We start from the raw sequence: 24,923 nt of genomic DNA on the forward strand, positions 1-24,923 counted from the left end.
TGAAATTCTTGTTTGGAATTTCAGGGTTGTCATGTTGTTAATTTTTCAAGGTTCTTTATGTTTTCGCCTCTCAGCGACAACTTCTAAATACTATCACATTCATTTATCAATGTCAACAACTTTTTTCATCTTTTTTCAAGCTGTTTCTTCAGTTCTTATGTACTGATTTCGTGTCATAATCGGGTGATTATATAACGAATAAATCTCAAAATCTGATGCTTTATAGATGTTTCTGACACCGTCTCACGCGACAGCTTTTATAAGATACCACCATCATTTTACAATGTCAAGCATATTTTTTCTTTTTTCTATTTTTGTGTTTTTCCTATTATGTATTTTCTTATTCTCTTCTTATTTTCTTTTTATTTCTTTCTTTTATATTCCTCGTTATAATCAGATTTTAAGATACTATACCTGTTAGTTTCTCCGTTTCCTTTATACTCAGCTTATATTGTATCTATACTCTTTGCCTATACCAGCTCAAGTCTTTCAATTATAAAGCCTTCATTCTCCATGTGATATACGGTTCCGCAATATGGGCAGTTTCTCTGACGGACAGAATCAAAGCTTGCTCCACAATTCCTGCAATACACAGATGTAATGGAGAATCCAGGAGGTTCCATGTAAGCAACATTTCTCCGAAGTGTAACGTCTATACAGTCTCCGCACCTGTTGACGCGTCCATTCTTCTCACTATAATTTATCCACCATGTTCTGAGTGTCATGCACAGATGACTTCCCTCCATATGTATATCCTGCACTGTCATAGCCTGCATATATGTCATTTCTATAATATCCCGAAAATATGGATTTAATGTTCCACCACAATATGATGCCAGATTCTCCGGGTGGTCTGACATAATCGCCATACGGATAAGAGATATGATCTGTCCCTCAAACTTCTCAAATGAAAAATACGGATCATATGGTGCAAATGCACTTTTGACCTTTCCTTTTGTTGTCACATAGGACCAGAACGGTATCCTCTTTCGTCCATCCCTGTTGAACTGTTTTGTCATAAATATAATAATAGAAATTATATATCCAAATATTCCGCCCATAATAAGTGCTACAAAAAATGACATAAACAAAGCCTGCGGTATTGGCGTTTCCCGGTCGAGAAAAGAAGGTATAAAACATGCAAGGAAGAAAACCAGCATTGTTATCCCTGTGGTCTTTCCCATCTTCTTCTGATTCTTTGTAGAAGCATTCTCTCGTATAAAAAATATATTTGTTACACGGGGAAACAGATCACTGATACGAAAAACCGTACGACAATAAGGGCAGCCTTCCGTGAGAGCTGCCACAGGGCTGACTGCACCGCAGTTTGGACAAGTCATGGACATACGTGTAAGTTCCTGCTCATTTGGAGTATGGACAACTGTCTCGTACATCGTATCTTCGGTTACACGCTCATATATTATGCCGGTTGAATTCTGGAATTGCAGATGCCTGTCAACCCCCTCATACATGAGATCAACTGTGTACCAGGATGTCTTTCGAGGCACTCTTGTAGTTCCCATCGTTTCTCTCTTCACAGGTGATGTATGCTGTATCATACGAATGCCCTTCCGTGCCATTCTATCCTTCTGAAGGCGAAGAATATATGATGTGTCTCCATCACAGCTGCGTGGACGCATGTCAGAATCATACCAATGATTTAATTCTATGGCAAAATCATCAAATATACTTCTGTGTTTCTCCCATGTTGGAGTATATTTCTTAAATGCTGTCACCTGTTTTCCATAACAGATCAAAGAAATTATAGCGGCTATGATCAAAGCCGCTCCAATACACAGAAAAACAAGAGCCGGTGTCTTGTCTATATCTTCAATTGTGTAGACTGAGGCACCAAGGAGTCCAAATGCAAACAACACTATACCCCTCACAAATAAGTTTGTTTTTGGCTTTGGCACTTCTAGTTTACGTTTTTTGCTTGTTATATTTGATATATCTGAAAATATTGACATTTTCTTTCCCCCATAAATCCCATTAAACTTTTATTGTTATTGTATCTTTGAAACTATGCCATTTTTCGTAAGTGTCTGCAGACATTCCGACGCACTGTCATCGTGCATCATCTGCCACACCTGTTCCATTCCTGGTGCAAGCGGTTTTCGCAGGAACTCTTCTCCCGATATCCAGTACACTTTGCCCTCTTCTGAAGATATAAGTTCCCCCTGATACTCATCCGTCTTGTACAGAAATCCGACATTTCTCACAGCTCCGGTCATCCAGTGATATATTCCGGTGAGCTTTGGATTGCTTATGGTCAGCCCGGTCTCCTCATATATCTCTCGTATCACCGATTCTGTGAATGTCTCTCCGGGTTCCACATGTCCACCAGGGAATGTCGTTCCGGAATAGCTTTTCCCTACTTTATCGAGTGCCAGTACACGCCCAGCGTGATCATATACCATGCACATATTCATAAATATTACCTTCTCTATTTCCGCCATTTTCTCCATCCTGTTGTTTCTATACATTCTGTATGTATTCTCCGGTCTATGGATTTATATCGCACTCTATATACTATATACTATATATCATAATGTGCGAGTACGATAACACGTTACTATCACAACGAGCTTAATTATCTGATACTCTTTTTCAGAATGTCATATTTGTTATCTACATCATTTTGTATATTCCCCGAGCGCAGCCTTCAGATACTCATACCTCTGTCTTTTCTCTTCCTTAGCAAAATGTACCTCTCTCTGCTGTTCCGGATTATCCTCGTAATTCAAGACTTCATCGCCGAACTGCTCGCTTGTGAGATCAAAAGCGCAGTCGCCTATCACATTGTAACAATGATAGTTTCCGCCTGGTCTCTTTATACCGTACACCTTTCCACCAAATATATCCTGTGCCAGAAAAGCAGTGATGGAACACTGCCCCAGCGTCATATTCTCATTTGTCCATCTGTCCCTCATCCTCGGCGCACAGGTATCCGCACACCAGATATGACTCAGTGCATCGTATAGATCTGTTGGGGTATTTATCCCCGGATATTCATCTTTGATGGCCGGTGCATCTGCATTCTTCCAGCCCCAGAAATTGTATGTCTTTTTTCCGTTGTCCATCCATCTCACCTTCGATACTACATTATTCCATCATACTTCTACATTCGATACTTCTTTTGTCCAGCTGCCTTCATTACATCAACATCCTTACATCAACTTTCTTGCTTCATTATATCACTCACACTGTAAATTCTCAGTATTTAATATACGGTATTATTCCACAGTATTTTCTAGCACTCCAATATTTTCTATCTTACCACACCGCCGCCCTTAAGGTACAGTGGTTATCATATATCCGTCAAGGCTCTTGTCGAAACAAAAAGCCACCCGGATATAAATATCCATTCGCATTCAACCGCGAATCATATTTATACCAGGATGGCCTATATATATTCATATGATATTGTCACTTGCGTTATTTACTACAGCTCTACTGCAGCTTTCCGTACTCCTCATCCGTCACAGGCTCACACCACTCATTTGATGTCTCCTCACCTGGAACCTCGATTGCAAGATGGCTGAACCAACTATCAGGAGCTGCGCCGTGCCAGTGTTTTACCTCAGCAGGAATGTTGATACAGTCACCTGGTTTCATCTCAATTGCAGGCTTGCCCTCCTCCTGATAATATCCGCGTCCGCCGACACACACAAGTATCTGGCCGCCGCCGCTCTTTGCGTGATGGATATGCCAGTTGTTACGGCAGCCCGGCTCAAATGTCACGTTGAACACTCCAACCTGACTTGTCGATACCGGAAAGAGATAGCTGTGTCCTATGAAATACTGGGCAAATGCATCATTTGGCTGTCCGATAGAAAATACCATGCTCTTTGCATGTGCTCTCATGGCCTCGTCCTCGTATGGAAGATCGCCCTCATTCACTTCCCACACTTCCTTTGCAAGATTGAATACTGCCCACGCCTTTGGCCAGCCGGCGTAGAAGCCAACATGTGTGATGACCGCTGCGATCTCCTTCTGTGATACACCGTGATCCTTCGCATTCTGAAGATGGAACTTCAGCGATGAGTCAGTGATTCCCTGTGCCATGAGTGCCACAACAGTTATGATACTTCTGGTCTTTACATCGATGTCATTGTTGTTCCAGTTCTCTCCAAAGAGAACATCATCATTAAAATGTGCAAACTCAGGAGCGAACTCTCCGAGTGCATTTCTTCCCGCTGTCTGTACTATCTTTGCCATATTTTTCTCCTCCAAATGTAACTCTGTTTCATATATTCGTCGGATGCATGAAGGTTATTATCATCTCTCGTGAATTTGTCACACATCTATTCTTTACGCGAGGGTTTTGTCAACCCACTTTTCGATTTCCTGTCTGTTTGCCCTGTTCAGTAGTCCACCTTCTACAAACTCAGCTCCCGGTGCTGACGGCTGGAGTTCCTTGATCGTGTTGCCCAATCCACTTCCGCCCGATGTTGCAAACAGTGTGATCTTCTTGCCTGTGAAGTCGTATTTCTCAAGGAATGTATTGATGATTGTTGGAGCCACATACCACCAGATAGGGAATCCAAGTACTATCTCATCATAATTCTCAATGTGTGCATTTGAATCATCAAGCTCCGGTCTAAGCTTCTTGTCGCTCATCTCGACGCTGCTCCTGGATTTCTTGTTCATCCAGTCGAGGTCAGCCTTGGTGTACAGCTCCTTTGGTTTGATCTCGTACAAATCTGCGCCTGCTGCCTCCGATATCATCTCTGCAACCTTTTTCGTGGTTCCACTTGCGCTGAAATATGCTATAAGCTTTTTTGACATTATGTAAACCTCCTTCAACTAAACGTCATCCCATTCTAATCACCTTTGACGTGGAATGATGCTGCATGTCAAGTCTTCGTCAAAAACCTGACACATTCCAATATCCGCCCACACATCCTATGAATGTATGAGCATAAAAATAAGCAAATACTTTTCAATACATGCTTATTTTAGTCCTGATATATCTATATGTCTAATACCTATATCGAATTATCTGTTATGCCTAAAAGGCATATTGTTACATTGGTCGCTTAATGATAGAAATTTTCAATTAACTCATTTAATCTTCTGGTCGCTTGATTTTGCAAATCCCATGTGATATAAAGTAAACATTGTTTACCAAATAGTAAATGGAGGTGGCTATCATTCGGGGAAGTACAAAGGAAACAAGGGCGGCAATACTGAAAAGTGCCATGGAAGTCTTTCTTGAGGTTGGATATCAGGAGGCGTCCATGCGTAAGATCGCCGCAAGGGTCGGTATAACCGCAGGCGCAATATACAAGCATTTCTCAGGCAAAGAGGAAATGTTTGACGAGATATTTGAGGAAAGCGGCAGAAAGCTCATGGAAGTCACTGAATCCATGATCGGAATAGACTTCACTGCCATGTCAGATGACGAGCTGCTCAATGTGTTGTATTCCAGAGTATCGGTGCAGATCTTCGATATGCTTGAGGGCGACATGCAGCTCTTTCATATGCTGCTGAAAAATGACTCAGGCAAATGTCTGGAGAAATTCCGCAGTATCTATATAGAAAGAAGCGCCGGTTTTGCGATTAAGTATTATGATGAATTGTACAAACGCGGAATCGCAACAAGAAAATTATCTGAAAGGACCGTGTATATGCTCTCTCTGGCCGAATTCTCAATGGTCTGTGAAATAATCGCAGATGACACATGTCAAAGTGGAATCACGCCAGAGATGAAAATTGCTTTTATGGAAGCTATGAATGTTCTGCTGCACGGAATAGAAGCAGAACTGCAAATTGGCAAAACGCCTGATAATCAGGACAAATAACACTATCGCACTTCATCGGGCTGTCACGTTCTCATAAGCAAAAATGACGACACATCTTATAGGAGGAAAGAAAATGGAAAAAAAGAAAATCGAAAAAGGCTCTGTCCAGGAAACTCTTCTTCTTCCACTGTACGGAAGAAAGCGTGCCATGGAGATGTATCCGGGAAACTTTAATGATCTTGACTGCCAGAGAATATACAACGAGGTCGAGATAGACTATAACAGGAAAGGTATCATGGAGAAAATCGGTGCTATCATGGCTGCCACCAGACAATATGATCTGGCATCCGTCTGCCGATCGTATCTCAAGAATCATCCAAGAGCCTGTGTTGTGAACCTCGGCTGTGGTCTCGACACAACATTCAGCCAGGTGGATAACGGACAGGCACGTGCGTACAATCTGGATTTTCCTGACGCCATAGCTGTCCGCAATGAACTTTTAGGTGAGCGTGAACGCGAGACAAATATCGCCTGTGACCTCAACGATCTCTCATGGTTTGACAAGATAGATTTCCGCCCTGAGGACGGGATCGTATTCTTCGCATCGGGGGTATTCTACTATTTCAAAACTGAGCAGGTTAAGACTTTGTTTGCCGCCATGGCTGAACATTTTCCTGGAGGCAAGCTGGTATTTGACGCGACGAAGAAAAAGGGTCTTAAGAACATGCTGAAGACATGGCTCAAGGACTGTGATGACAACATCGGTGTTTATTTCAGTGTCGATGAACTCTCGGAACTTAAGAGCTGGAGTTCTTCATTCAGTTCTGTCATCAGGAAAGGATATCTCACAGGGTACAGACCTCTTGACAAACGATATGGATTTGTACTCAACACTGTTTTTAAGCACCTGGACAAATCCTGCATGTGTCAGATAATCGAGATACGCTTTAAATAAATCGACAGGCCAATAATTGACCTGTATTGATAATTTGACTGGTGTCAAATAGAATAGAAAGGATATGTAACTATGGAATATGGATTTACGCAGAAATTATTTGGCTATTTCTATCACAATTCATGCATGAAACAGGCAAAAGCACAGCATCTAAGCCTTAACAGTAAGGCTATAAAGAACGAATACAAAGCAGTCCTTGAGCGTGCCGATGACATAGGAAAGTCGCACCTCATGAGCTCATACTGCATGGGCGCATATTTCATCGCACTAAACAGAAAGACTTCTCTTTCACCGGAGGAATGTTTCAGCCTGTACAAAGACGGGCTGTACAACAATAAACTTTTTCATATGGTTATTGGAAATGCAGACAGCTATCTCGATGAAAAAAAGCTTCCGGGAAGGAAGAAATGGTCTGAGGAATCTCATCTGAGACGCTATAAGAATGACTGGGTTCTTGACATCATCGAGGGCGGGCCAAACGATGACTTCGTACTCGGCTATGATTATCACAACTGCGGGATCTGTAATCTCTGCCGTGACGAGGGATGCTTTGAACTGGCAAAGTATCTGTGCCGTATGGACTACGTGCTCGCTGACATGATGGGCATGAAGCTCACAAGGACACAGACCCTTGCCGAAAATGGAGCTTACTGTGACTTCCGCTATGGACGGAAGTCACAGTAATTGATCTATCTTTTATAATCAAGTTCTCCCACTGCCATAGGATTCAGATTCAGTGTCACCAGCGCTATTGCCTGTTTCTCTGATGACATTCTTCCAGCATGATAAAGCAGCGGTGTGTAGCCATACTGGTCAACATAGTTGATGTCGATCCCCTGCTCTATCAGCCACCGCATCATCTCCTCTGAAAGTGGAAATTCCAGTGCATTTCCCTTGTTGTATCCGCCATATGCATTGATGTCGCATTTGCCCAATACCTTCTTGATGTCCTCATCACTTGCCGTCTGCACAAGCTGCTCAAAATCCTTTGGCAGTGTTTTTCTCTTTGCCATGTGTGTACCTCCCATATTCTATTCTACTTACCCCTGATCTTCCTGACATTCCTGTTCATCATATGCCTTCCCCAGTTTCTGTACAGGAACGCCTTCACCCTTGACATCTCCTGATGGTGTTCTTTTAACAGTTCATCCGGCGAATCATACACTCCGAAATCCTGATTGATACCTTCGCTCTGGATATATGTATTATTCCTGTCAAAATCTATAACAGGATTCTTAAAGTCCTTAACTGCCACTCCAAATCCGCAAAATGCACCCGTACACTCACTGTATTTCGCCTGCAGCTTTTTTAGATATCCCATATCCAGAATAAACGCCTCAAGCTCATACCACCTGTTTTCAAAATACACTTCTACCCAGCTATGGAATACATTCTGTGGTGCATTTCTGTATACGATTCCTGTCATAGCGCCCTTCTGTAGCTTTTTATCAATGGTAAATCCATGCACTCTGCACGGGATATCGCAGGCTCTAAGCAGCGCCATGAACAATGTTCCCTTGGTGTTGCACTGTCCATAGCCATCCCGCAGCACCCTGGACGCCGGGACACTGTCATCCACATTATATCCAAACAATATCTCATCCCTGACAAATGTATAAATGGCCTTCAGGCGTTCAAACTCTGCCATGTCACTCCACTTTCTCTCTCTGATGAGCTGCTTGATATTCTCATTTGAATAGTCGAGCATCTTTGTCTCTGTCAAATAATCGTGCATCCCTTTTACCTCTTATCCGAAAAATTGCATATCTGTATCGGTGTGCCACCTTCCATAACGTGGAAACCGTGTCTCTCATAGAAAGCGACATTCTTGCTGTCCTCCTGCATTCCCTCTATGTACAGATAATTCTTATATTTATCTCTAATATATTCTACCATATTTCCGGCTATTTTCTGCCCCTGATATTCAGGATGCACAAGAACATAGTGTACAAATGCCACCAGCTCTGAATCATCCAACACTCTTGCAAGTCCGACAAGGCGCTCACCCACCATCCCATGCGGTAAGAACAGTCTGTGAGTTCATAAGTGCTTTGTGAAGTCTCTGTGGGTATTCTGCCGAGATCCACCCAACCGACTTAAAAAGCTCCTGTACCTGATCCTGTGTAAATGTTTTCTCTTCTGTATATTTTATCATTATGTCTACCCCCTATGGTCACATTTCTGGCACTGTGTCATCTCGTTTTCGTTGTCTTCCTTGTAAAAGGTTCCTGACCACTGACAAATACTCTTAAGTATCGGTACAACGGATCTGCCCTTATCTGTAAGTGAGTATTCAACTCTCGGAGGAATCTCATCATATGATCTTAGAAAACTTTGGTTTTCCATATTCGGAAACATATTTCTCAATGTCAAATTGATTTTTCTTGTCAAAATCCGAAAGCTCTTTGTACATCTCGTTTGCGGTTATATCGACCTTATCTGAAAAGAACGGTCTTACTCCACGCACCTGCAATATACATTTGCCGCCATCCATAAGAGCCAGGCGGTCTTGGCTCATAAGTTCCCGCCCAAGTTTCTGATAGTTCAGACCATAGGACTGAGATGTTCCTCTGGTATCAGAGGTGTTGTACGTGTCAATCGTTTCCTTACCCAGCACTTCCGACAGATCTTTTAATGTTGACTTTTCCTTGCCACCTAAAAACAGAAATGTGTCGCAGTTACCCTCGATTGTCTCCGCGTTATCCTTATAAATTGACTTTAACTGTGCCTTAGACTGTAGGATAATGGATGCCGATATCTCTCTGCTTCGTATGGTGGCAATCAGCTTGTCAAACTTCGGAATCTGTCCGATGTTTGCGAACTCGTCCAGGATACACCGCACATGTACCGGGAGCTTTCCATGGTATTCATCGTCTGCAATCGTGCAGAGCAGATTGAAAAGCTGTGTGTACATGATTGATACCAAAAAATTAAGGGAATCATCTGTATCCGAAATAATGACAAACAGTGCTGTCTTTCTTCTACCGATGTCCCCTAAGTCGAGTTCATCATATGCTGTTATCTCCCTGACTTCCTTGATGTCAAATGGCGCAAGTCTCGCACCACAGGAAACCAGAATACTCTTGGCTGTCTTACCTGAAACAAAATGTCAAAGACTTTTTAGTACCCATACATTTCATTGCATGAAAAAAGCCACTGTAGATTTCTCCACAATGGCTATAAAGTCATTTTTATTCACTTTTGATTTTCGGCAACCTCATGCCCAAACTGGAATAGGTTTGACACTTTAATCGGGACTGAACTCCTTATCGGTAATGACATAATGAAATTCATCTGCACCAAAGGTATCTTTGTCCAGATCTGTAATAGTAAATGTAGTTCCATCAAATTTCATATAGCCGCTGGTGCCGTCAACAACAACGCCATCTTTTACAATGTCCAGATAAACAATTCTATCGATGCTATTCAACTCATAGGCCTGCCAACCGTCCACACCCTGAAAATAGGCTGTAACATTGGCAAACGGTTCATCGTTTTCCTTCTTGCAGACAAGATAACTGGCACTGTCCTCCGATACCCAGGTGGCAGTCATTCCCCAAGGACCTTCCGTTGATACATATCTCCCAAATTTATGGTCGTTGGTACGGTTAATTATGAGTCCTACAAAAGAACCAACAACGAGTACAAGAATAAGCACAACGACACCAACAATGATTTTTACATTCTTCCTCATGATAAATTCACCCTTCCATAAATTCATCTGTTAAGAATATTCTTATTTTTCGCTCTTATTGAACATACTAATTATACCACAATATATGCAAGTTTTCCATATGCTTTTCTACCTATGCCGTATGCTGATTTGCCCTAACATCATTCTCAATCAGCCTCTTTATCTTGTCCTTCATGCTTTCTTCGGCATCCTCATTGAAATGCACTCTCACAACATACATTGTGCCACCTATCTGCTTTCTGAGTGCTACCGGTGTGTGTGATTTTCTATTCTCCATTTGTGTTCTCCTTTATGTCTGCCTGGTAAGGAAGAGCCTCTTTCAGCTGACAACCGGAAGCTGACAACCGACCTCTAAAAACTCTCAATTCCTTTTATTTATAGTTACTTTTCCTAAATTTACTTTTTCTCAAATATTCCGTTGCTTTCGTTGTCAGAACTATATATATCCCTTAAAAACATAGTAAATATAAGGTTTTATAGAACATAGAACCGACAACGGGGTTGGCAACGGGATAGACAACCAGCCGACAACCTATCAGGCATTTATCTCTCCATCCACTCCGGTGGCAATGATAACTGCTCCATCTGCTCCTTGGTTATCGGTTGAAAATCCTGACCTCTGTTGTCAGGCTTCTCCCATCCTTTCTGCCTGCGGTATGGTTCAGGAAAATGTCTTGGATTACTAAAGGCAATCCAATTACTGCAGTTATTCATAATGTCATTAATCTCACGAATTTCCCATTGTGCCGGATTTCCGTCATTTCCCAATGCCTCAGAATATAACTGCCTTGAACATACCATGCTTCCCTCGTAATGCTCCAAATAGTCAAGAATCAGCTCTTTCTTGGTATCTTCCTGCATAAACTGCTTCTGATACTCACAAAGCTCTTTTTCCATCTCTTTCGGAAGCCTCAGCTGGCATTTGCCACTCCTGTAGATTTCCATAGCCTCTGCCCACATCTGGTCGATATATTCCCTTGATGTCTTTTCATCATCGAGTATATGAGTTTCCGCCTCTTCCATATTGCAAAGAATAGGCAGAAATCTTCGGTTTCCCGACCTGTCCATAGGCAGGAAATCCAGCGAATTTGATGAACCGGCAAACACGCACTGCCTCTTGTGGTCTTTGGGATGCCTGTCGTATGGGGTCTTGTAAGTGTCTTTCTGTCTGCTCATAAAGGACTTGGTATCTTCCACATTCTTGGCATTGAGAATTGCCACCATTTCAGGGAACTCTATAATCAGATGCCCCTGTATTTTTCGGTATACATTATCATCATCCATTTTCTTCAAGTCATCCGTAAACCAGTCATCTTCCATGGCAAGGAAACGCAGAAAAGTGGATTTACCGGCTCCCTGACCACCTACCAGGCAGAGCATTACTTCAAACTTGATGCCCGGGCATGAAATTCTTGCTATCGTCCCTATCATAAAAAGCTTCATTACCTCATAGGTGTACTCACTGACCTCTGCCCCTAAGAAGTGATGCAGTGCATAGCGTATCCTCTCCCAGCCATCCCATGTTATGGAATTGATGCGGTCAAGAACCGGATGGTATCTGTTTTCATTTGCCACGACCTTTATCACATCCTCAATCCGCTTTTCGTTGGATAATCCATAATGCTTTTCAAGGTAGACAACAAGGAATTTCAAATCAACATCCGTCAGGCTGTCGCTTTCACGATACCATCCCAAATCCCTTGTAATGTCGATTTTATCCGTAAACATGTTCAGACGGAATGCACCCTGCAGATTAGGGTCATTCATCAAAATCAGACGATAGTTACCGACTGTTTTCCTGACTTCTCCCTTTTCTGTGCTCTCCAGCATCGCCCTGACTTCTCCGATACTCTTCAATTCTTCCTGCAATCGACTTCACCCCCTTTCCAATGTCAGAAACAACAGAAGCTCTGTCAGGGATATCCTTTTCAAGGAGAGTATCAAGCTGATATTCCACTTTACTGATATTCTGCAGAGCTTCTACAAAGCAGGGATGCCATTCCTCATCCATGCTCTTCGGTGCATATTCTGTTTTCCATTTCCTTAACAGATGATAATAGTCTGACAGAACACAAAAACACTGCTTCTGCTCTTCATCCAGTATCTGCTCCGGTGTTTTCTTTGGTGCCATCTTTTTCGGTGGTGCCCGGTTGGTTGCGTCATAATTCAGTCCAAAGTCAGATGCAATCTTCATTGCAGCTTCCTTTGGTGCAAGCCCGAAATATTTTGCCACAAAATCTATCGCATCTCCGGTATCTCCACAGCCGAAACAATAGTATCTCTTATCAATCTTCATGCTGGGAGTCTTGTCTTTATGAAACGGACAACAAGCCAGCCCACTCCGGTTGATTTTGATGCCATACTGCATAGCCACCTGCCTTGCAGTGACATTTTCTTTCACTACTGCAAATACATTCATGCTTATCCCAATTCCTCTCCCCTTGCTTTTTTGTGTGCTGGTGTTTCTGCCACCTTTGCTCTCTGCTCCTCTACAAGCTTCCTGTTTGCCTCAAGAAGGGCACGGACTGACTTCCTTGCATGTTCCTTTACCTCAGACTTCTTTTGCTCCTTTATGCGTGGATTTTGCAATGTTTCCATTACTTTCCCGGCTACTTTCTGTGCCATGCCCCTGAGCCTGTTTTCCAAATTATCAAGACACCTTCCGACAAAATCCCGCTTGTCCTTTGGTGTCTTTCTCTCATCCGAGGTCAGCCACTTTTTATATCTGCGAAGCTCCTCAATATCTTCCGCCCTGGTCTGCTCTGCCATTGTATCAGATACTGCCTCACACGCTTTTTCATAGGCATCCTCAGCTACCTGTTCCACAAAATTCTCCATATCCAAAACTCTCATGGTAATCTCATCCAGAACTGCCTGCTTCTCTGCAATTCGCTTTTTCTGATTTTCAATTATAAAGTCCTGCTTTTCAAGATAGCCTGCACCACCATAAACCGGCTCACACTCCACCTGCACTCCGTTTCTCTGTGCTATCTCCAAAAACAATTTTCTGCATTCTGCATCAAAGTTCATTTTCCGGTTATTGTATTTCCCTTTCTTTTTTGCTGGGTCAGGCAGTTCAAAGCCAAGCTCTTCCAGTGCCTTATCCTGCTGGGGACATAATTCTCCATATTTGTTTTTTGCGTCAAATACATGCCTCTCATGAATATGCGGGGTTGCCTCATCCAGGTGCAGTGCCCAGTCCAATATATGAATGTGGGAGCCATATCTTTTATTGAACTCGTCAAAGAACTCTGCTGATACCTTAGCTAGCACATCCGGTGTAACCGCATGGTCTATATTGCCAAGCTGTATCACGCTTTCTTCCGGGCAGGTCTTATTGTTTTTCAGTACATCATCAATCGTTCTGTTTCTCTCCGGATGCCTTGCCTGCTCATTCCTCTCATTCTGTGCATCCACAAAATCTGAATAATGCTCATAGTAATAGGCACGCTCAATTTCTGTAAAATTAAACTGCCTCTCTTGGGAACTGCCCGCAAAACTGTAACCCTGATAGCAGTCCCAGTAAACATTCTGCTTTGTTCTTTCCGAATCAATATGTTCACTGTGCTCCACATCAAAATCCCTGTCATTATGCTTTACATCATAGACTCCATGCTTTCCACTTCTGCCATTATGCCTTGAAGCTTTCATTGTCTTTTCTCTCCTCTCCACTGTTTTGTTTTTTTGATGGCGGAGCCGATAAACCCTTGCGTTTGCGGCAAGTAATACCCAGTACTTATTGTCGCTACGACAATAAACTGGGCAGGGCTTCTGCCCTTGACCTGATGAAGGCTCTGCCTCTCAACTCCGACAAAGGTTGCACCTCTGTACTCTGCTCCGAAGGAGTTGAAATCTGTCATCCCACAGGACGGATAACACAGTTCAACTTCTCCGGTTGCCCTGCATTTCCTGCGGAAATTTGAGCATGAAAAAAGCACCCAAGACTTCTCTCAAGTGCTTTCTGCGAAATCCTATTCAGGCATTCCAATCGTCGGTTCCAATGCAAGACTGCCTGCCGTTGCATAGACTCCGTTCTCCCTGTCCTGCCTGCGGATTTCTTCTTTCATTGCCTGCATTTTTGCACGCTTTTCATTTTTTACACGCTCTTCATATTTCCTCTGCCATCCACTTTCTTTTCTTCGTAAATACTGCTGATGTCTCCTGTCCTTGATTCTGTTAATCCGGTCAATCTCAGCCTGCTCTTCAGCAGTAGGTTCTGTCATCATTGCCGGTGGAACATACCGACCAACAAAATTGAAATAGATTTCAATCTCCTGCGTGGTTTGGATGCTCCCCTTTCTGTCTCTTTCATGCACCAGCACCTTATCAACAAATTCATTTACCATTGCCGGTGTCAGTTCCTCGAACTTCTCATATTTATCAATCAGTGCAATAAACTTGCCGGCAGAATTTCTGCTTTTCTCATATTCTGTGAGCTTCGCTTCCAGCTCCTTAATCTCTGCATCCAGCTCCGCTTTTTCCCTGGCATACTGCTTATCAAGAACCTCATATCTGCTGTCCGGTAGTTTGCCGAGAATATTGTCCTCATAAATACGGCAGATTAGCTTCTCCAGCTCCTCACAGCGATTTCCAGCCACTGCGATTCTTGCCCTGACCTTTTTTACCTCTGCATCCTCCTGTGTTGACTGTGCCATTGTTATGGTGTCTATGAACTCGCTCCGGTCATACTTTGCATATTCAAAGATTGCCCTGAGTGTGTCTCCTATCAGTTCCAGCACCACTGACTCGTTAATCCTGTGCTGTGTCTTGCACAATGTTCCGCAAGGTACCTTGGTATAAGCAGAACAGGTATACTGGGCAATCCTCTTTCCATTGCTTGTCCGGTGCACATACATTTTTGCACCACAGTCAGCACAATACATAAGACCGGTAAGAACATGATGCTCTCCCCATCCGTCCGGGTATCTCCTTACATTTTCCCGTAATTTCTGCACTGTATCAAAGGTCTGCTGGTCAATAATCGGCTCCTGCGTATTCTCAAATATTACCCAGTTGTCCTCTGATACATAATGGCTCTTTTTATCCTTAAAATGCTTCTGTGTTTTAAAATTGACCGTGTGACCTAAGTATTCCCTTTTCTTCAATATCCCGACTACTGTAGAAGAACCCCATCCATAAGGGTCTTTCACTTTCTTGTTTCTGTTATTCCCCTGCCCGAAGCGTGCCATATGCACTGCCGGTATTTCCACTTTTTTCTCCTGCAGAAGTTTTGCTATCTGATAAGGACCCAGCCCATCAATAGTCCATTTGAATATCAGCCTCACAATTTCGGCAGCTTCTTCATCCACAATCCAATGGTTTCCGTCATTTTCATCTTTCAGGTATCCGTATGGTGTAACACTTGCCACATGCTTTCCGGATTTTCCCTTGGATTTGAATGTGGATTTTATCTTTTTGCTGATATCCTTGGCATACATTTCATTCATAACATCCCTGAATACAAGGAAATCGTCATCTCCATTGTAACTGTCATGATTATCGTTAATTGCAATCAGACGAACTCCCTTTTTGCGAAAGAACTCCCGGAGCTGACCTACCACAAGATAATCCCGCCCTAACCGGCTCATATCCTTTAGAATAATGGTTTCCACTTCTCCATCTTCCACAAGCTGTATCATAGCCTTAAAGGATGGTCTGTCAAAGGTTGTGCCGGATATACCATCATCAGTGAAGTGCCTGAACCTGGTCCACCCTTTTTCTCTGCAATAATCTTCCAGCAGCTTCTTTTGATTTGATATACTGTACGACTCCCCAAGGTTCTCATCCTCTCGGCTTAATCGTTCATATAATACAATTATTTTCTCACTACTCATGTTCTGCTCCTTTCCTCTGTATTTGAGCCAAAAGTAATAAGCTCAAAGAGAATCTTTAATCTGTTAAGGTACTAAAAAGTCTCTTTCATCTTATTACACCTGCCGCAAGTTTATATTTATGATACTGTCGTACTGCAAAAGAATCCGGATCAGCTTCTATGCCCTCTTCATCATTACCAAATTCTATGTCTTTGAACATAAGGTCAATGGCATTCTCAAAGTCCTCATCCTCTTCTCTTGTTTCCGACGCATCTATCATGGCTAAAAGTGAGACAAAATTTCTCTCACTCTTCTTACAGTATTTCACAATGTACGCCACATACGCTGTGAACAGCAGCCTCTCAGCTTTCACCCAGAAATCTTCTCCGCTCTGCGCACCTTCACCCTTTGTATTTGCAATCAGCGTATTCACGAATTTAAGCACATCCTGCTCCGTGTGAATATATGCAAATGGGTTATAATGCATGGACTTTGCGAAATTGATTGTGTTGAATACCTTTATCTTATATGGTGTTCTCTTATAGATCACCTTGCCGGATTTGGTCTTTAAGACCTGTCCGTTCTTGCCGACTTTCGGTACTTTGTTACCCTTGTCATCAAGCTCCCATGCCCCTCTTGCAAGCATGGTGCCAACTTCTTCAAGTACAGTTCCCTTTGGATCAGTCACAACATATGAACACTGCATCTGCATAAGTGACGGTTTCACAAATCCTCTTGTTTTTCCTGCTCCGGAACCTCCGACAATCAGGATATTTTTGTTTCTGTCGTACTTTGGGTGTTCCGGTCTCGTCATTCTGAGCCACTCTGTTGCAGTCAGCGGAATGTTGTTCCACTTAACCGGGTCTGTATATGGTTCAAAATCCTTATCCGTTCCCCACTTGGCAGAGCCATATTCCTCTCTCGGACGGAACTGCTTGGCATTCTTCTTTCTGGAGTTCATGAAGAGCTTGAATGCCACACCTGCCCCGATACCACAGATAAGCGGTGTCAGCTTAAACGATGGTGTAAAATAAGGCTTGACCTGGAATATCAGTGAAAATGCTTTGACACACTTATCCAGCATATCGCCGCCATCTGCTGATACCACCGCCTGCACATACTTATTTATCACATAAAATATGATTACAAACGGGATTCCATCAATCGCTATCTTATTCGCATTCAGCTTTCCATTCTTGTAATACGGTTTCAGTATCTTCTTAGGTAATGCCTTTAGGTCATCAAGTATGGCACCGCCGATATTCTTATTCCCCATAAGCACCACCTATAAACTTGTATCCCGGCTCTTTTTCTTCGTTTTCTCTCGCTGCCGGTTCTTGTCTTTCTGTTTCTTCTGTGACTGCTCCTTCTTGTCCTTAATTCGCTCCGTAAGCGACTTATCCTTCTTCGGATTATGTTTTCTCGCCGCTTCCTTGATTTCCTCCTTTGCATTTGGTGTGATACTTCTTGATTCCAAAACTTCATTCTTGTGATCCTTGATCTCAAATCTCGTAGAGAATCTTGACAGTGTTTCCACATCATCCATATTTATCTCACCATTATTTACAAAGTCAGCCGACATAACCTCCTTGCCCTTATCATCGTAAAGTACAAGTGTCTTGGTCATTTCCTTCTGCTCCTCAAGTACCCGTTCGGAAGCCATCTTCAGTAATGCTGCCATCTGGTCTATGCTTTTCACTTCACAGAATGCAGTATGCGTGATGGAACCATCTGCCCTCGTTACCTTTTTCATATCCACCGGAATATGACTTTTCTTACAGGCTTTCTCCAAAAGCTCCGCTGTTCTCTCATCATTTACATCAATATGCGTGACATCTTTGCCCTCTCTGTTGAATCCCTTTAATGAGCCATGCGTTTCCTTATAATTCGACATTACCTTATCGACAACCTTGCCGAGCAATGTCTCCTTCTGTTCCTCGCTCATACCAGGATTCTGCTGTTCAGACCGCTTGCACGCATCTGCAATGGCAGTAATCAGATCTACGCTGACAGTCACAATCGCCTTTCCTGTCTGGAACGACTCCTGCGTCAATTCATCGACCATTGTTCTGTCCTCCCGATATTATTTTCTCTGTGCTTCCTGTCCTGTGTGGGTGGTCTTACCCACGGAATACCATTTTTGCTATACATCAGGTGTCCTCCTTCATTTTTATTTGAACTTCTGGACAATTTGTCCAAAAGCTGCTTTCTTGTTCTTTGTCCTTGAAGAGACAAAAAAAGAGCATTCATGCTTTTACACATAAATGCTCTAACGCTGTTTTTTTATAAAATTGTCTTAGCTGTTGTTCCCTACAAACTTGAATTTTTGTTATTCTACGATACCTTCAATATAGCTGTAATCAATATTTCCCTTTGTAACAGAATAGAAAAACGGATCTTTTCTAATTGTATCATCTGAGTTGATAATAAAATTATTCCAATCGCCTGCCTCGTTGCCATCAGACAAATAAATAGTAACTTTGAAACTATATCCCGTATATTCCAAAGATGGCTTTGACCGCTTTACTTCGACGCCATTCAAATTTTCGACAATATGCTGAATCTGCTCTTTGTCGGTAATATGTGTTGCGTTTCCGCTATTGCCATTGAAAACAACTATTTCCATGACCTCATTAGGGTCTAAGTCCATCAAGTCGAGTGGAATATTAAACCATACAACAATGCCAATCAAAAGAATTATCACAACAGACAGCAATATGATGATTTTCTTTTTCATATCAGCTCAACTCCTTTGTCAACTACCGATTTGTTTGTTCCATAAAATTCATTTTAGTCGCTTTCAAACTTGCTGGCGGCGGACGGTTTGTCAAAACCGTTTGCGGACGGCAAGTACACAGGGGATAGTCGCTTTAGCGGCGCAAGGGGGTGTAGCCACCTTGACGGAACAAAGTGACGCAACATTCTCGGTCATGCAGCTTTTTTCTGCTGACAGAGAATGAAGCTCCGCAGGACGCACTACTCTCGACAGAGAGTATAGAAGTGCGCCCTTTAGTTCCTAAAGGGATTTTCTTCTGACCCAAATTACATAAAATGTAGATCAAGACATTTCTAAGAGGTACTCTCAGATTTTCACAACATAAGGTTCATCTTCAATAATACTCTGATCGTGGGTAACAATGATAACCGTTTTACCTTCTTCATTGAGTTCGTGCAATAACCTCATAACAATATCTCTATTTTTCTTGTCAAGTGAGCCAGTAGGTTCATCTGCCAAAACAACAGAACATTTTTTCATCATAAGACGAGCTAAAGCAACTCTCTGTTGTTCACCACCGGAAAGCTGATAAACTTTTTTGTTAACTTCCTTTGATAACCCCACACGATTAAGAGCTTCTTTAAGTGATACTTTAGTTCGGCTTGATTTTTTAATCAAACTTAAATTTTCTTTAACTGTCTTATTTTCAAGCAGTGCAAAATTCTGAAAAAGAAACCCCACTGTATCCGCAAAAAAACTGTTTTTATTTTTAAGCCGGGTAATATTCAGCCCTTCGATTATGATACTGCCGCTATCCGGCTTTTCGATACCACCAATCATATTGAGCAAAGTGCTTTTTCCACTGCCGCTATCCCCGCTGATTACTACAAAACTTCCATCCGGAATTTCCAAATTAAAGTTGGAGAAAATTATTTTCTCTCCAAATGCTTTATTTAAGCCACGAATTATAATCATAAACATCCTCCCTTCAATGACTTTGAGATATTTGTTTTTTCAACCCACATAATATTTGTGAAAATGATTGCCATTTCAATAATGGTGAGCAATGATCCAATCAGTAAAGCAATCCCGACACTTGCGTTAGATATAAAAATCGAAACAATGCAAATCAATATCACAACGGCTATATTTTCTATGAGATTAACGGAAATAAATCTTTTGTGCCTTTCATAAAAGCTATAACCTAAAACCTTTTTGAGGGAGATTTCCATAGAGCTAAGTCTAAATTCCATTTTCGCTTCAGATACGATGATAGCGATATCTAACAGCAATACTAATACGCAAAGAGAGCTTATAAAGCTAATCAATTTTACAAGGAAACTATGACTATAAATGTAATCCTCTCCGACATTCGTCAGCATAAAATAGTGTGAACCAAGCTGTTCTGCATATTTTTTCGCAGCATTACGAATTGTGCTTTCATCGCATCCGTAGATTACCTCACCATTATATGTTCCTGTTTCGATATAACTTCCATTTAAAGCAACAGCCTCATTTGCCTGATAAATCACAATCGGATTTGTTACTCTTGACAATCCGTCAATAGCCTCTTCTCTGTTCGAATTGAGATAATAAAATTGCTCTCTGCCAGAATATTCTTTATAAACAACACGCAGTTCTTCTGCATTTTGGGTAAGAGAGCTAATTTCCTCTTTTGCGATATCTTTGTATGATTCCGCATTTCTTCCCTTTGGCACGAAGACCACGATATCCTCTTTTTCATCATCTTCAGTAAGCATATCAGAAAACCCTTGTAGCATATCTCTGGCATTATGATTTACAAAAATATAATTATCCGTATCGCTTATCCGGCTGCCTATGCAGACCACCGGATTTATAGTGTTGTATTCATTTTCGTAAAGGTCATTCCAAAATTTGCTCTCTTTGGATTCCTCCTCATTTTCTTCAAAAGGAGGTTCAATCTGCATAACTCCAAAATAATAATCATTATAATGATTTTCTAAAAGAGTCGTGTTTGTAAGTAAATTACCTTGAATGCTACTGAGATTTGTAGTTATTGTAAAAATTGTCATAGCAGTAGCAAATACTTTAAGACCGTTCAGAAGATAAAACATACCTTTTTTATCTGAAGCATTGGCAAAGGCTTTTTTTACATCAAAGCGGACAAAAGCAGCATAAGGAATTACGGAAAGAACTGCTCCGGCACAATACACTGCCAAAATGAGATGATCTTCATACGCTCCCGATATAAATTGAGAAACAAGCAACTTTGCTAAAACGAATAATGCAGCATATGAAATCATATCAGCCACTACAGCTTTTAGAGCAATCACAGCAGCATTTTCGCCCAGAGAAGCTCGTACAACTACTTCCTTTTGTCTGCGTATCACCTCAATCACATTAAGTACAATCATCAATATGGCAACCAAGCCCCAAACAATGAACATCATATCAGTTTCGGTTGATTGCCAAAACTCTGGCTGCGATATAGAATATTCTTTTGCCAAATCTTGATATGTGGCAATAATGTCATCATCATTACCGATATAGCTGACCATTATTTCCTGTCCATTGCCTGTGTTTTTTACTTCTCTAAAATCTTCAAATTCTATTACGGTGATTCCACCTATTAAAGCCGTATATGTTTTTTCCTCAATACCCATCGTGCTTTTAAGACTATCCCGAACAACGGTATCATCACCATAAATATAAAGTCTTGTCTGATAATTAGAAACTCTCTGATTAAAAGTCGAAAAAATATGAACACCATGCTTCTCAGCTGTATCTTCTGCATTGGCTAAAAATGAATCCATATCGTCATTAGTAGTTGTGTATCTGGACGATAAATAATAAGCACCATTAAAGTTCCAGAGCATATTTTGATATACTTCAGCTTGCATAACAAAAGCAAAAATAATCGTAATCAACAGCAATATATTTCTTATATGTTTCATTTGAAATTCTTAAACCTCCTTTGAATAGGTAACAGACACACGATTGCCCAAAATACTAATATGGATTTTTTCATACAACCACATTCTCTTGTTAAATTCCGATTTGTAAAACTGTTGCATTGATTATATCAAAGAATCATACTTGCAGCAATCCCCTTAAAACGAGAGGCAGGTGTGCCCTCCTGCCCCTCAAAAGGAAGGGAAGGTGAAAAATATATAGTCAACTGCTGTTTCCAGCAGCTATGAATCGTTACTTACCATAGAAGTCATGGTTTACTTCTGCTTTATAGTAATTACTACATGTTACCGGAGCATTATACAGTGTCGTGAGCATATAGCTTCGTATGTTGCGTACCTTTGTAGTATTGTTGCGAAGGCATTCCAGCACATACTCCATCGTATGAAAATCTATCTTCTCCAATCTGCTCCGAACAACATCATATGGGAAATCATATTTATTGATACGGATTACTGGCTGTTTAACCGCTATGGTCTCAACCATCAGCTCCACCAATTCGTTTATGTCCATCTTCTCTGTAGGATGGCACTGAAGCAATACGTCATAATCAATATTGTCTTTGATAAATGAGCGCACTTCATCCATCCTATCCATCGTATCAGTTTTCACGCCTGTGCCTGATGGAATGATAGGATAGGTAATCTCCTCCGTATTCTCTGTAGTATTCTCTGTATTTGTCTTACAAAACTTTGTATGAGGTGGTACATCGTTTTGTGGGAGGGTGTTACAAAATTTTGCAGGAGGGTCATACGAAGTTTTGTAGGGGGTGTTACAAAATTTTGTAGGAGGGTCATACAAAGTTTTGTATGAGGAGGTACAAAATTTTGTAACAGGCTTATTTGCTTGGTTTTCAGCCTGTTTTTGTATTTCTTCCCCTGTGTTTTCTACATCTTCGTCATCTCCTGGTATGTCCAGATATGTACATGTGTAAAGTCTATCAACGCATAGATCAATATACATGACATTATTTAAGACCATTCCGCTATTTGTTTCTATGTTACGGAATTCACGACGGATCACACCGATTTCCTCTAGTCTGTCAAACGCTGCCTTCACACTTCTCCGTGATTCTCCAAACTGCTCGGCAAAATCATTGTAGGTTTTCTGTAGCAAATCCTCTCGAAACTTTTTTCTGTAACCAATTGTCATGCCGCTATGCTCGTCCCGTACTTCCACAGGACGATACCAATACACGATTTCCGACAACACACAGATAGCGAGAAGGTATGGCTTGCCATTTTCACGCAAAATTGTTTTATACCAATTTACCGGTGTAACATTGCCACTAATGCTCATCTCTGCCAGCGCATCCACCGACGCATTACCGGTATTTACAATATTAGTCATGCCCTCTCACCTCTTTTCTTCCATTCATCTAAGAGGTTTATTATAACCTCTGTAATCTTTTCTTCCGTATATCCTTCATCAAAGTAGTCATCCAATCTGTCTGCCTTGAACGTTACCTTTCTCGGCTTTGCTAACACCTGTTCCGGAAGCATGATGTTCCTCACTTCTTCCTGTGTAAGCATATTTTCCCGGCAGGATGCCTTTAGTCTTGCCGACTGCTCTATATTAGGGAATATATTCCTGTCGAGTATTATATCGAGTACCCACTGCTGCTGCTCCTCGTTCAGATACGAAAGATCAACACCCTGAATAAAACCAATCTTTTTCCTGTCAACAAAGTCAAGCAGTTCATCAGAGAGCTTTGCAAGTCTGATATATCGCTGAATCTTCTTTGCGTTCTCGCCGGTTTCCTCACTCATGATATCAAGGCTACTACCCTTATCTCCCTTAATGCCCTGATGTTTCATGGCATAGTAACGCATACTATACGCCCTTGCCTTTTCGCTTGGAAAGATATCTTCTCTCTGAATGTTACTGTCCACCATGACAATGGTAGCTTCATCATCATTCAGATTGCGAATGAACATCGGCATGGTATCAAGACCGGCAAGTTCACAGGCAGCCTTTCTTGTGTGTCCGGCAATAATTTCATAACCACCCTGCGGTCGCATTCTCGCAATTCCTGGAACAAGCACGCCATACTGTCTGACACTCTCTACCATTTCCTCTAGCTTATCTTCATGGATCTGAAACGGATGATTTCTGAATGTATGCAGACTTGCTAAAGGTATTTCTCGGATTTCACCACCATTTGCATTTGCCTGTTCCAGATTTTCGTTTGTACCAAACAGATCGTCAAATGATTTCATCTTTATCTTGGAAGCACTATTGGATTTATTCATCTGCAAGCACCTCCTTTGCGAGCTTCTTATACGCCGCCGCAACTTTTCCTCTTGGGTCATGCTTGAATATACTCACACCCTCTGCGGAAGTCTCTGCCGCTCTCACAGAATGTGGGATAACCGCACCAAACACACGGACATTTTTGCCATAGATTTCTTCCACCATGGACTTGATTTCCTTTGCGTAATTGGTACGTCCAACCATCTTTGTGAAAACGATTCCCTCTATCCCAAGATTCGGATTCAGATATTTCTTTGTCCTGCCAAGGGTAGTGATAAGCTGTTGCAACCCCTTTACGGAAAGGTACGCTGCTTCTATCGGTATGATGACCGAATCAGCCGCAGTCAGGGCATTCATTGTCACCATGCCAAGGCTGGAATTGCAGTCAATCAGGATATAGTCATACAAGTTTCTCACACTTGTTATGTACTCTTTCAATATGTACTCTCTCCGCATGGTATTTACCAATGTGACTTCCAGTCCGGAAAGTTCGATATTGCATGGAAGAAAAGATACTCCCTCCTCATGTACAATAACCCCTTCCCGCTTTCCATAATCTTCATCATTGATCACTTTACCCATGATCGTCGAGAGAGTAACATCAAGCTCATCAGGCTCTGCTACGCCAAGGCTTGATGAAAGGGATCCCTGACTATCCGCATCTATAAGTAGTACCTTCTTGCCTTCTCTTACCAAACCTATACCTAAGTTCACTGTTGTCGTAGTCTTTGCTACGCCACCTTTTTGATTCACGATTGCTATTACTTTACACATACCGTTGTACCTCCATTCC

The 24,923-nt window shown here is 41.8% G+C and carries 28 protein-coding genes and 1 pseudogene; 3 read left to right on the forward strand and 26 right to left on the reverse strand.

Annotated elements, in window-relative coordinates:
• Positions 1–470 precede the first annotated feature (470 nt).
• From OCV54_RS14005 to OCV54_RS14025, 5 genes are all read right to left on the reverse strand, one after another.
• On the reverse strand, positions 471–1,889 hold the full coding sequence (locus OCV54_RS14005) for a zinc ribbon domain-containing protein (RefSeq protein ID WP_262563540.1): 1,419 nt from the start codon (positions 1,887–1,889) through the stop codon (positions 471–473).
• A 117-nt stretch (positions 1,890–2,006) separates the two neighbouring features.
• Entirely contained in the window at positions 2,007–2,459 is a 453-nt protein-coding gene (locus tag OCV54_RS14010; protein WP_070099149.1) for an 8-oxo-dGTP diphosphatase, read from the reverse strand.
• Positions 2,460–2,636: 177 nt separating this feature from the next.
• A complete protein-coding gene (locus OCV54_RS14015) occupies positions 2,637–3,083 on the reverse strand; it encodes a YunG family protein (protein WP_055224639.1) in 447 nt (148 codons plus the stop codon).
• A 370-nt stretch (positions 3,084–3,453) separates the two neighbouring features.
• Complete coding sequence (locus OCV54_RS14020; RefSeq protein WP_055224641.1) at positions 3,454–4,221, reverse strand: carboxymuconolactone decarboxylase family protein; 768 nt, start codon at positions 4,219–4,221, stop codon at positions 3,454–3,456.
• Positions 4,222–4,314: 93 nt separating this feature from the next.
• Entirely contained in the window at positions 4,315–4,791 is a 477-nt protein-coding gene (locus tag OCV54_RS14025) for a flavodoxin (protein WP_004853634.1), read from the reverse strand.
• Between the two features lie 350 nt (positions 4,792–5,141).
• Here OCV54_RS14025 and OCV54_RS14030 point away from each other — a divergent pair, with 350 nt between their 5' ends.
• The 3 genes from OCV54_RS14030 to OCV54_RS14040 all read left to right on the forward strand — a co-directional run bounded on the left by OCV54_RS14030 (position 5,142) and on the right by OCV54_RS14040 (position 7,386).
• On the forward strand, positions 5,142–5,807 hold the full coding sequence (locus OCV54_RS14030) for a TetR/AcrR family transcriptional regulator (protein WP_055224643.1): 666 nt from the start codon (positions 5,142–5,144) through the stop codon (positions 5,805–5,807).
• A 73-nt stretch (positions 5,808–5,880) separates the two neighbouring features.
• Positions 5,881–6,702, forward strand: a complete 822-nt coding sequence (locus OCV54_RS14035; protein WP_055224645.1) for a class I SAM-dependent methyltransferase — start codon at positions 5,881–5,883, stop codon at positions 6,700–6,702.
• Positions 6,703–6,774: 72 nt separating this feature from the next.
• Entirely contained in the window at positions 6,775–7,386 is a 612-nt protein-coding gene (locus OCV54_RS14040) for an L-2-amino-thiazoline-4-carboxylic acid hydrolase (protein WP_055224647.1), read from the forward strand.
• A gap of 5 nt (positions 7,387–7,391) precedes the next feature.
• Here the strand turns inward: OCV54_RS14040 and OCV54_RS14045 are convergent, their stop codons facing one another.
• The 21 genes and pseudogenes from OCV54_RS14045 to OCV54_RS14145 form a co-directional block, all read right to left on the reverse strand.
• Complete coding sequence (locus OCV54_RS14045) at positions 7,392–7,715, reverse strand: ankyrin repeat domain-containing protein (RefSeq protein ID WP_055147677.1); 324 nt, start codon at positions 7,713–7,715, stop codon at positions 7,392–7,394.
• Positions 7,716–7,738: 23 nt separating this feature from the next.
• A complete protein-coding gene (locus OCV54_RS14050; RefSeq protein WP_004853624.1) occupies positions 7,739–8,437 on the reverse strand; it encodes a transglutaminase-like domain-containing protein in 699 nt (232 codons plus the stop codon).
• A gap of 5 nt (positions 8,438–8,442) precedes the next feature.
• Positions 8,443–8,715 carry a GNAT family N-acetyltransferase gene (locus OCV54_RS14055; RefSeq protein ID WP_004853622.1) on the reverse strand — a complete coding sequence of 91 codons (273 nt, stop codon included), beginning with the start codon at positions 8,713–8,715 and terminating at the stop codon, positions 8,443–8,445.
• Positions 8,705–8,857, reverse strand: a complete 153-nt coding sequence (locus tag OCV54_RS14060; RefSeq protein ID WP_004853620.1) for a hypothetical protein — start codon at positions 8,855–8,857, stop codon at positions 8,705–8,707. Before OCV54_RS14060 ends, OCV54_RS14055 begins: the two co-directional genes overlap by 11 nt.
• A 5-nt stretch (positions 8,858–8,862) precedes the next feature.
• A complete protein-coding gene (locus OCV54_RS14875; protein WP_081445879.1) occupies positions 8,863–9,060 on the reverse strand; it encodes a winged helix-turn-helix transcriptional regulator in 198 nt (65 codons plus the stop codon).
• A pseudogene (locus OCV54_RS14070) lies at positions 9,017–9,802 on the reverse strand (VirD4-like conjugal transfer protein, CD1115 family); the annotation flags it as partial. The pseudogene OCV54_RS14070 and the gene OCV54_RS14875, both read right to left, overlap by 44 nt.
• A 147-nt stretch (positions 9,803–9,949) precedes the next feature.
• Positions 9,950–10,396 carry a hypothetical protein gene (locus tag OCV54_RS14075; RefSeq protein WP_015533334.1) on the reverse strand — a complete coding sequence of 149 codons (447 nt, stop codon included), beginning with the start codon at positions 10,394–10,396 and terminating at the stop codon, positions 9,950–9,952.
• A 112-nt stretch (positions 10,397–10,508) separates the two neighbouring features.
• On the reverse strand, positions 10,509–10,673 hold the full coding sequence (locus OCV54_RS14080) for a transposon-encoded TnpW family protein (protein ID WP_004853612.1): 165 nt from the start codon (positions 10,671–10,673) through the stop codon (positions 10,509–10,511).
• Positions 10,674–10,939: 266 nt separating this feature from the next.
• Entirely contained in the window at positions 10,940–12,226 is a 1,287-nt protein-coding gene (locus tag OCV54_RS14085; protein ID WP_330378014.1) for a virulence-associated E family protein, read from the reverse strand.
• Entirely contained in the window at positions 12,180–12,815 is a 636-nt protein-coding gene (locus tag OCV54_RS14090) for a CHC2 zinc finger domain-containing protein (RefSeq protein ID WP_004853608.1), read from the reverse strand. The genes OCV54_RS14085 and OCV54_RS14090 overlap by 47 nt, the downstream gene beginning before the upstream one ends.
• A gap of 2 nt (positions 12,816–12,817) precedes the next feature.
• Positions 12,818–14,047 carry a plasmid recombination protein gene (locus OCV54_RS14095; protein ID WP_004853606.1) on the reverse strand — a complete coding sequence of 410 codons (1,230 nt, stop codon included), beginning with the start codon at positions 14,045–14,047 and terminating at the stop codon, positions 12,818–12,820.
• Positions 14,044–14,256, reverse strand: coding sequence for a hypothetical protein (locus OCV54_RS14100; protein WP_004853604.1), 213 nt, complete (start codon positions 14,254–14,256; stop codon positions 14,044–14,046). Before OCV54_RS14100 ends, OCV54_RS14095 begins: the two co-directional genes overlap by 4 nt.
• A 111-nt stretch (positions 14,257–14,367) precedes the next feature.
• The gene (locus OCV54_RS14105) at positions 14,368–16,230 is read right to left on the reverse strand and encodes a recombinase family protein (protein ID WP_012744311.1); all 1,863 of its coding nucleotides are present in this window, start codon (positions 16,228–16,230) and stop codon (positions 14,368–14,370) included.
• Positions 16,231–16,315: 85 nt separating this feature from the next.
• Positions 16,316–17,485, reverse strand: a complete 1,170-nt coding sequence (locus tag OCV54_RS14110) for a type IV secretory system conjugative DNA transfer family protein (RefSeq protein WP_055224652.1) — start codon at positions 17,483–17,485, stop codon at positions 16,316–16,318.
• A 9-nt stretch (positions 17,486–17,494) separates the two neighbouring features.
• Positions 17,495–18,274 carry a hypothetical protein gene (locus tag OCV54_RS14115; protein ID WP_055147671.1) on the reverse strand — a complete coding sequence of 260 codons (780 nt, stop codon included), beginning with the start codon at positions 18,272–18,274 and terminating at the stop codon, positions 17,495–17,497.
• Between the two features lie 264 nt (positions 18,275–18,538).
• On the reverse strand, positions 18,539–18,946 hold the full coding sequence (locus tag OCV54_RS14120; RefSeq protein ID WP_055147668.1) for a hypothetical protein: 408 nt from the start codon (positions 18,944–18,946) through the stop codon (positions 18,539–18,541).
• A gap of 345 nt (positions 18,947–19,291) precedes the next feature.
• Positions 19,292–19,900 carry an ATP-binding cassette domain-containing protein gene (locus OCV54_RS14125; RefSeq protein WP_055147665.1) on the reverse strand — a complete coding sequence of 203 codons (609 nt, stop codon included), beginning with the start codon at positions 19,898–19,900 and terminating at the stop codon, positions 19,292–19,294.
• A complete protein-coding gene (locus OCV54_RS14130) occupies positions 19,897–21,861 on the reverse strand; it encodes a hypothetical protein (protein ID WP_055147662.1) in 1,965 nt (654 codons plus the stop codon). The genes OCV54_RS14125 and OCV54_RS14130 overlap by 4 nt, the downstream gene beginning before the upstream one ends.
• Before the next feature lie 250 nt (positions 21,862–22,111).
• Complete coding sequence (locus OCV54_RS14135) at positions 22,112–23,227, reverse strand: DUF6017 domain-containing protein (RefSeq protein WP_008400177.1); 1,116 nt, start codon at positions 23,225–23,227, stop codon at positions 22,112–22,114.
• Positions 23,224–24,129 (reverse strand): ParB/RepB/Spo0J family partition protein, encoded by a 906-nt coding sequence (locus tag OCV54_RS14140; protein WP_055147659.1) that lies wholly within the window; start codon positions 24,127–24,129, stop codon positions 23,224–23,226. Before OCV54_RS14140 ends, OCV54_RS14135 begins: the two co-directional genes overlap by 4 nt.
• Positions 24,122–24,904: a ParA family protein gene (locus tag OCV54_RS14145; protein WP_008400179.1), complete on the reverse strand. Its 783-nt coding sequence runs from the start codon at positions 24,902–24,904 to the stop codon at positions 24,122–24,124. The genes OCV54_RS14140 and OCV54_RS14145 overlap by 8 nt, the downstream gene beginning before the upstream one ends.
• Positions 24,905–24,923 lie beyond the last annotated feature (19 nt).

The organism is Coprococcus aceti (assembly GCF_025567285.1).
GTDB lineage: Bacteria > Bacillota > Clostridia > Lachnospirales > Lachnospiraceae > Coprococcus > Coprococcus aceti.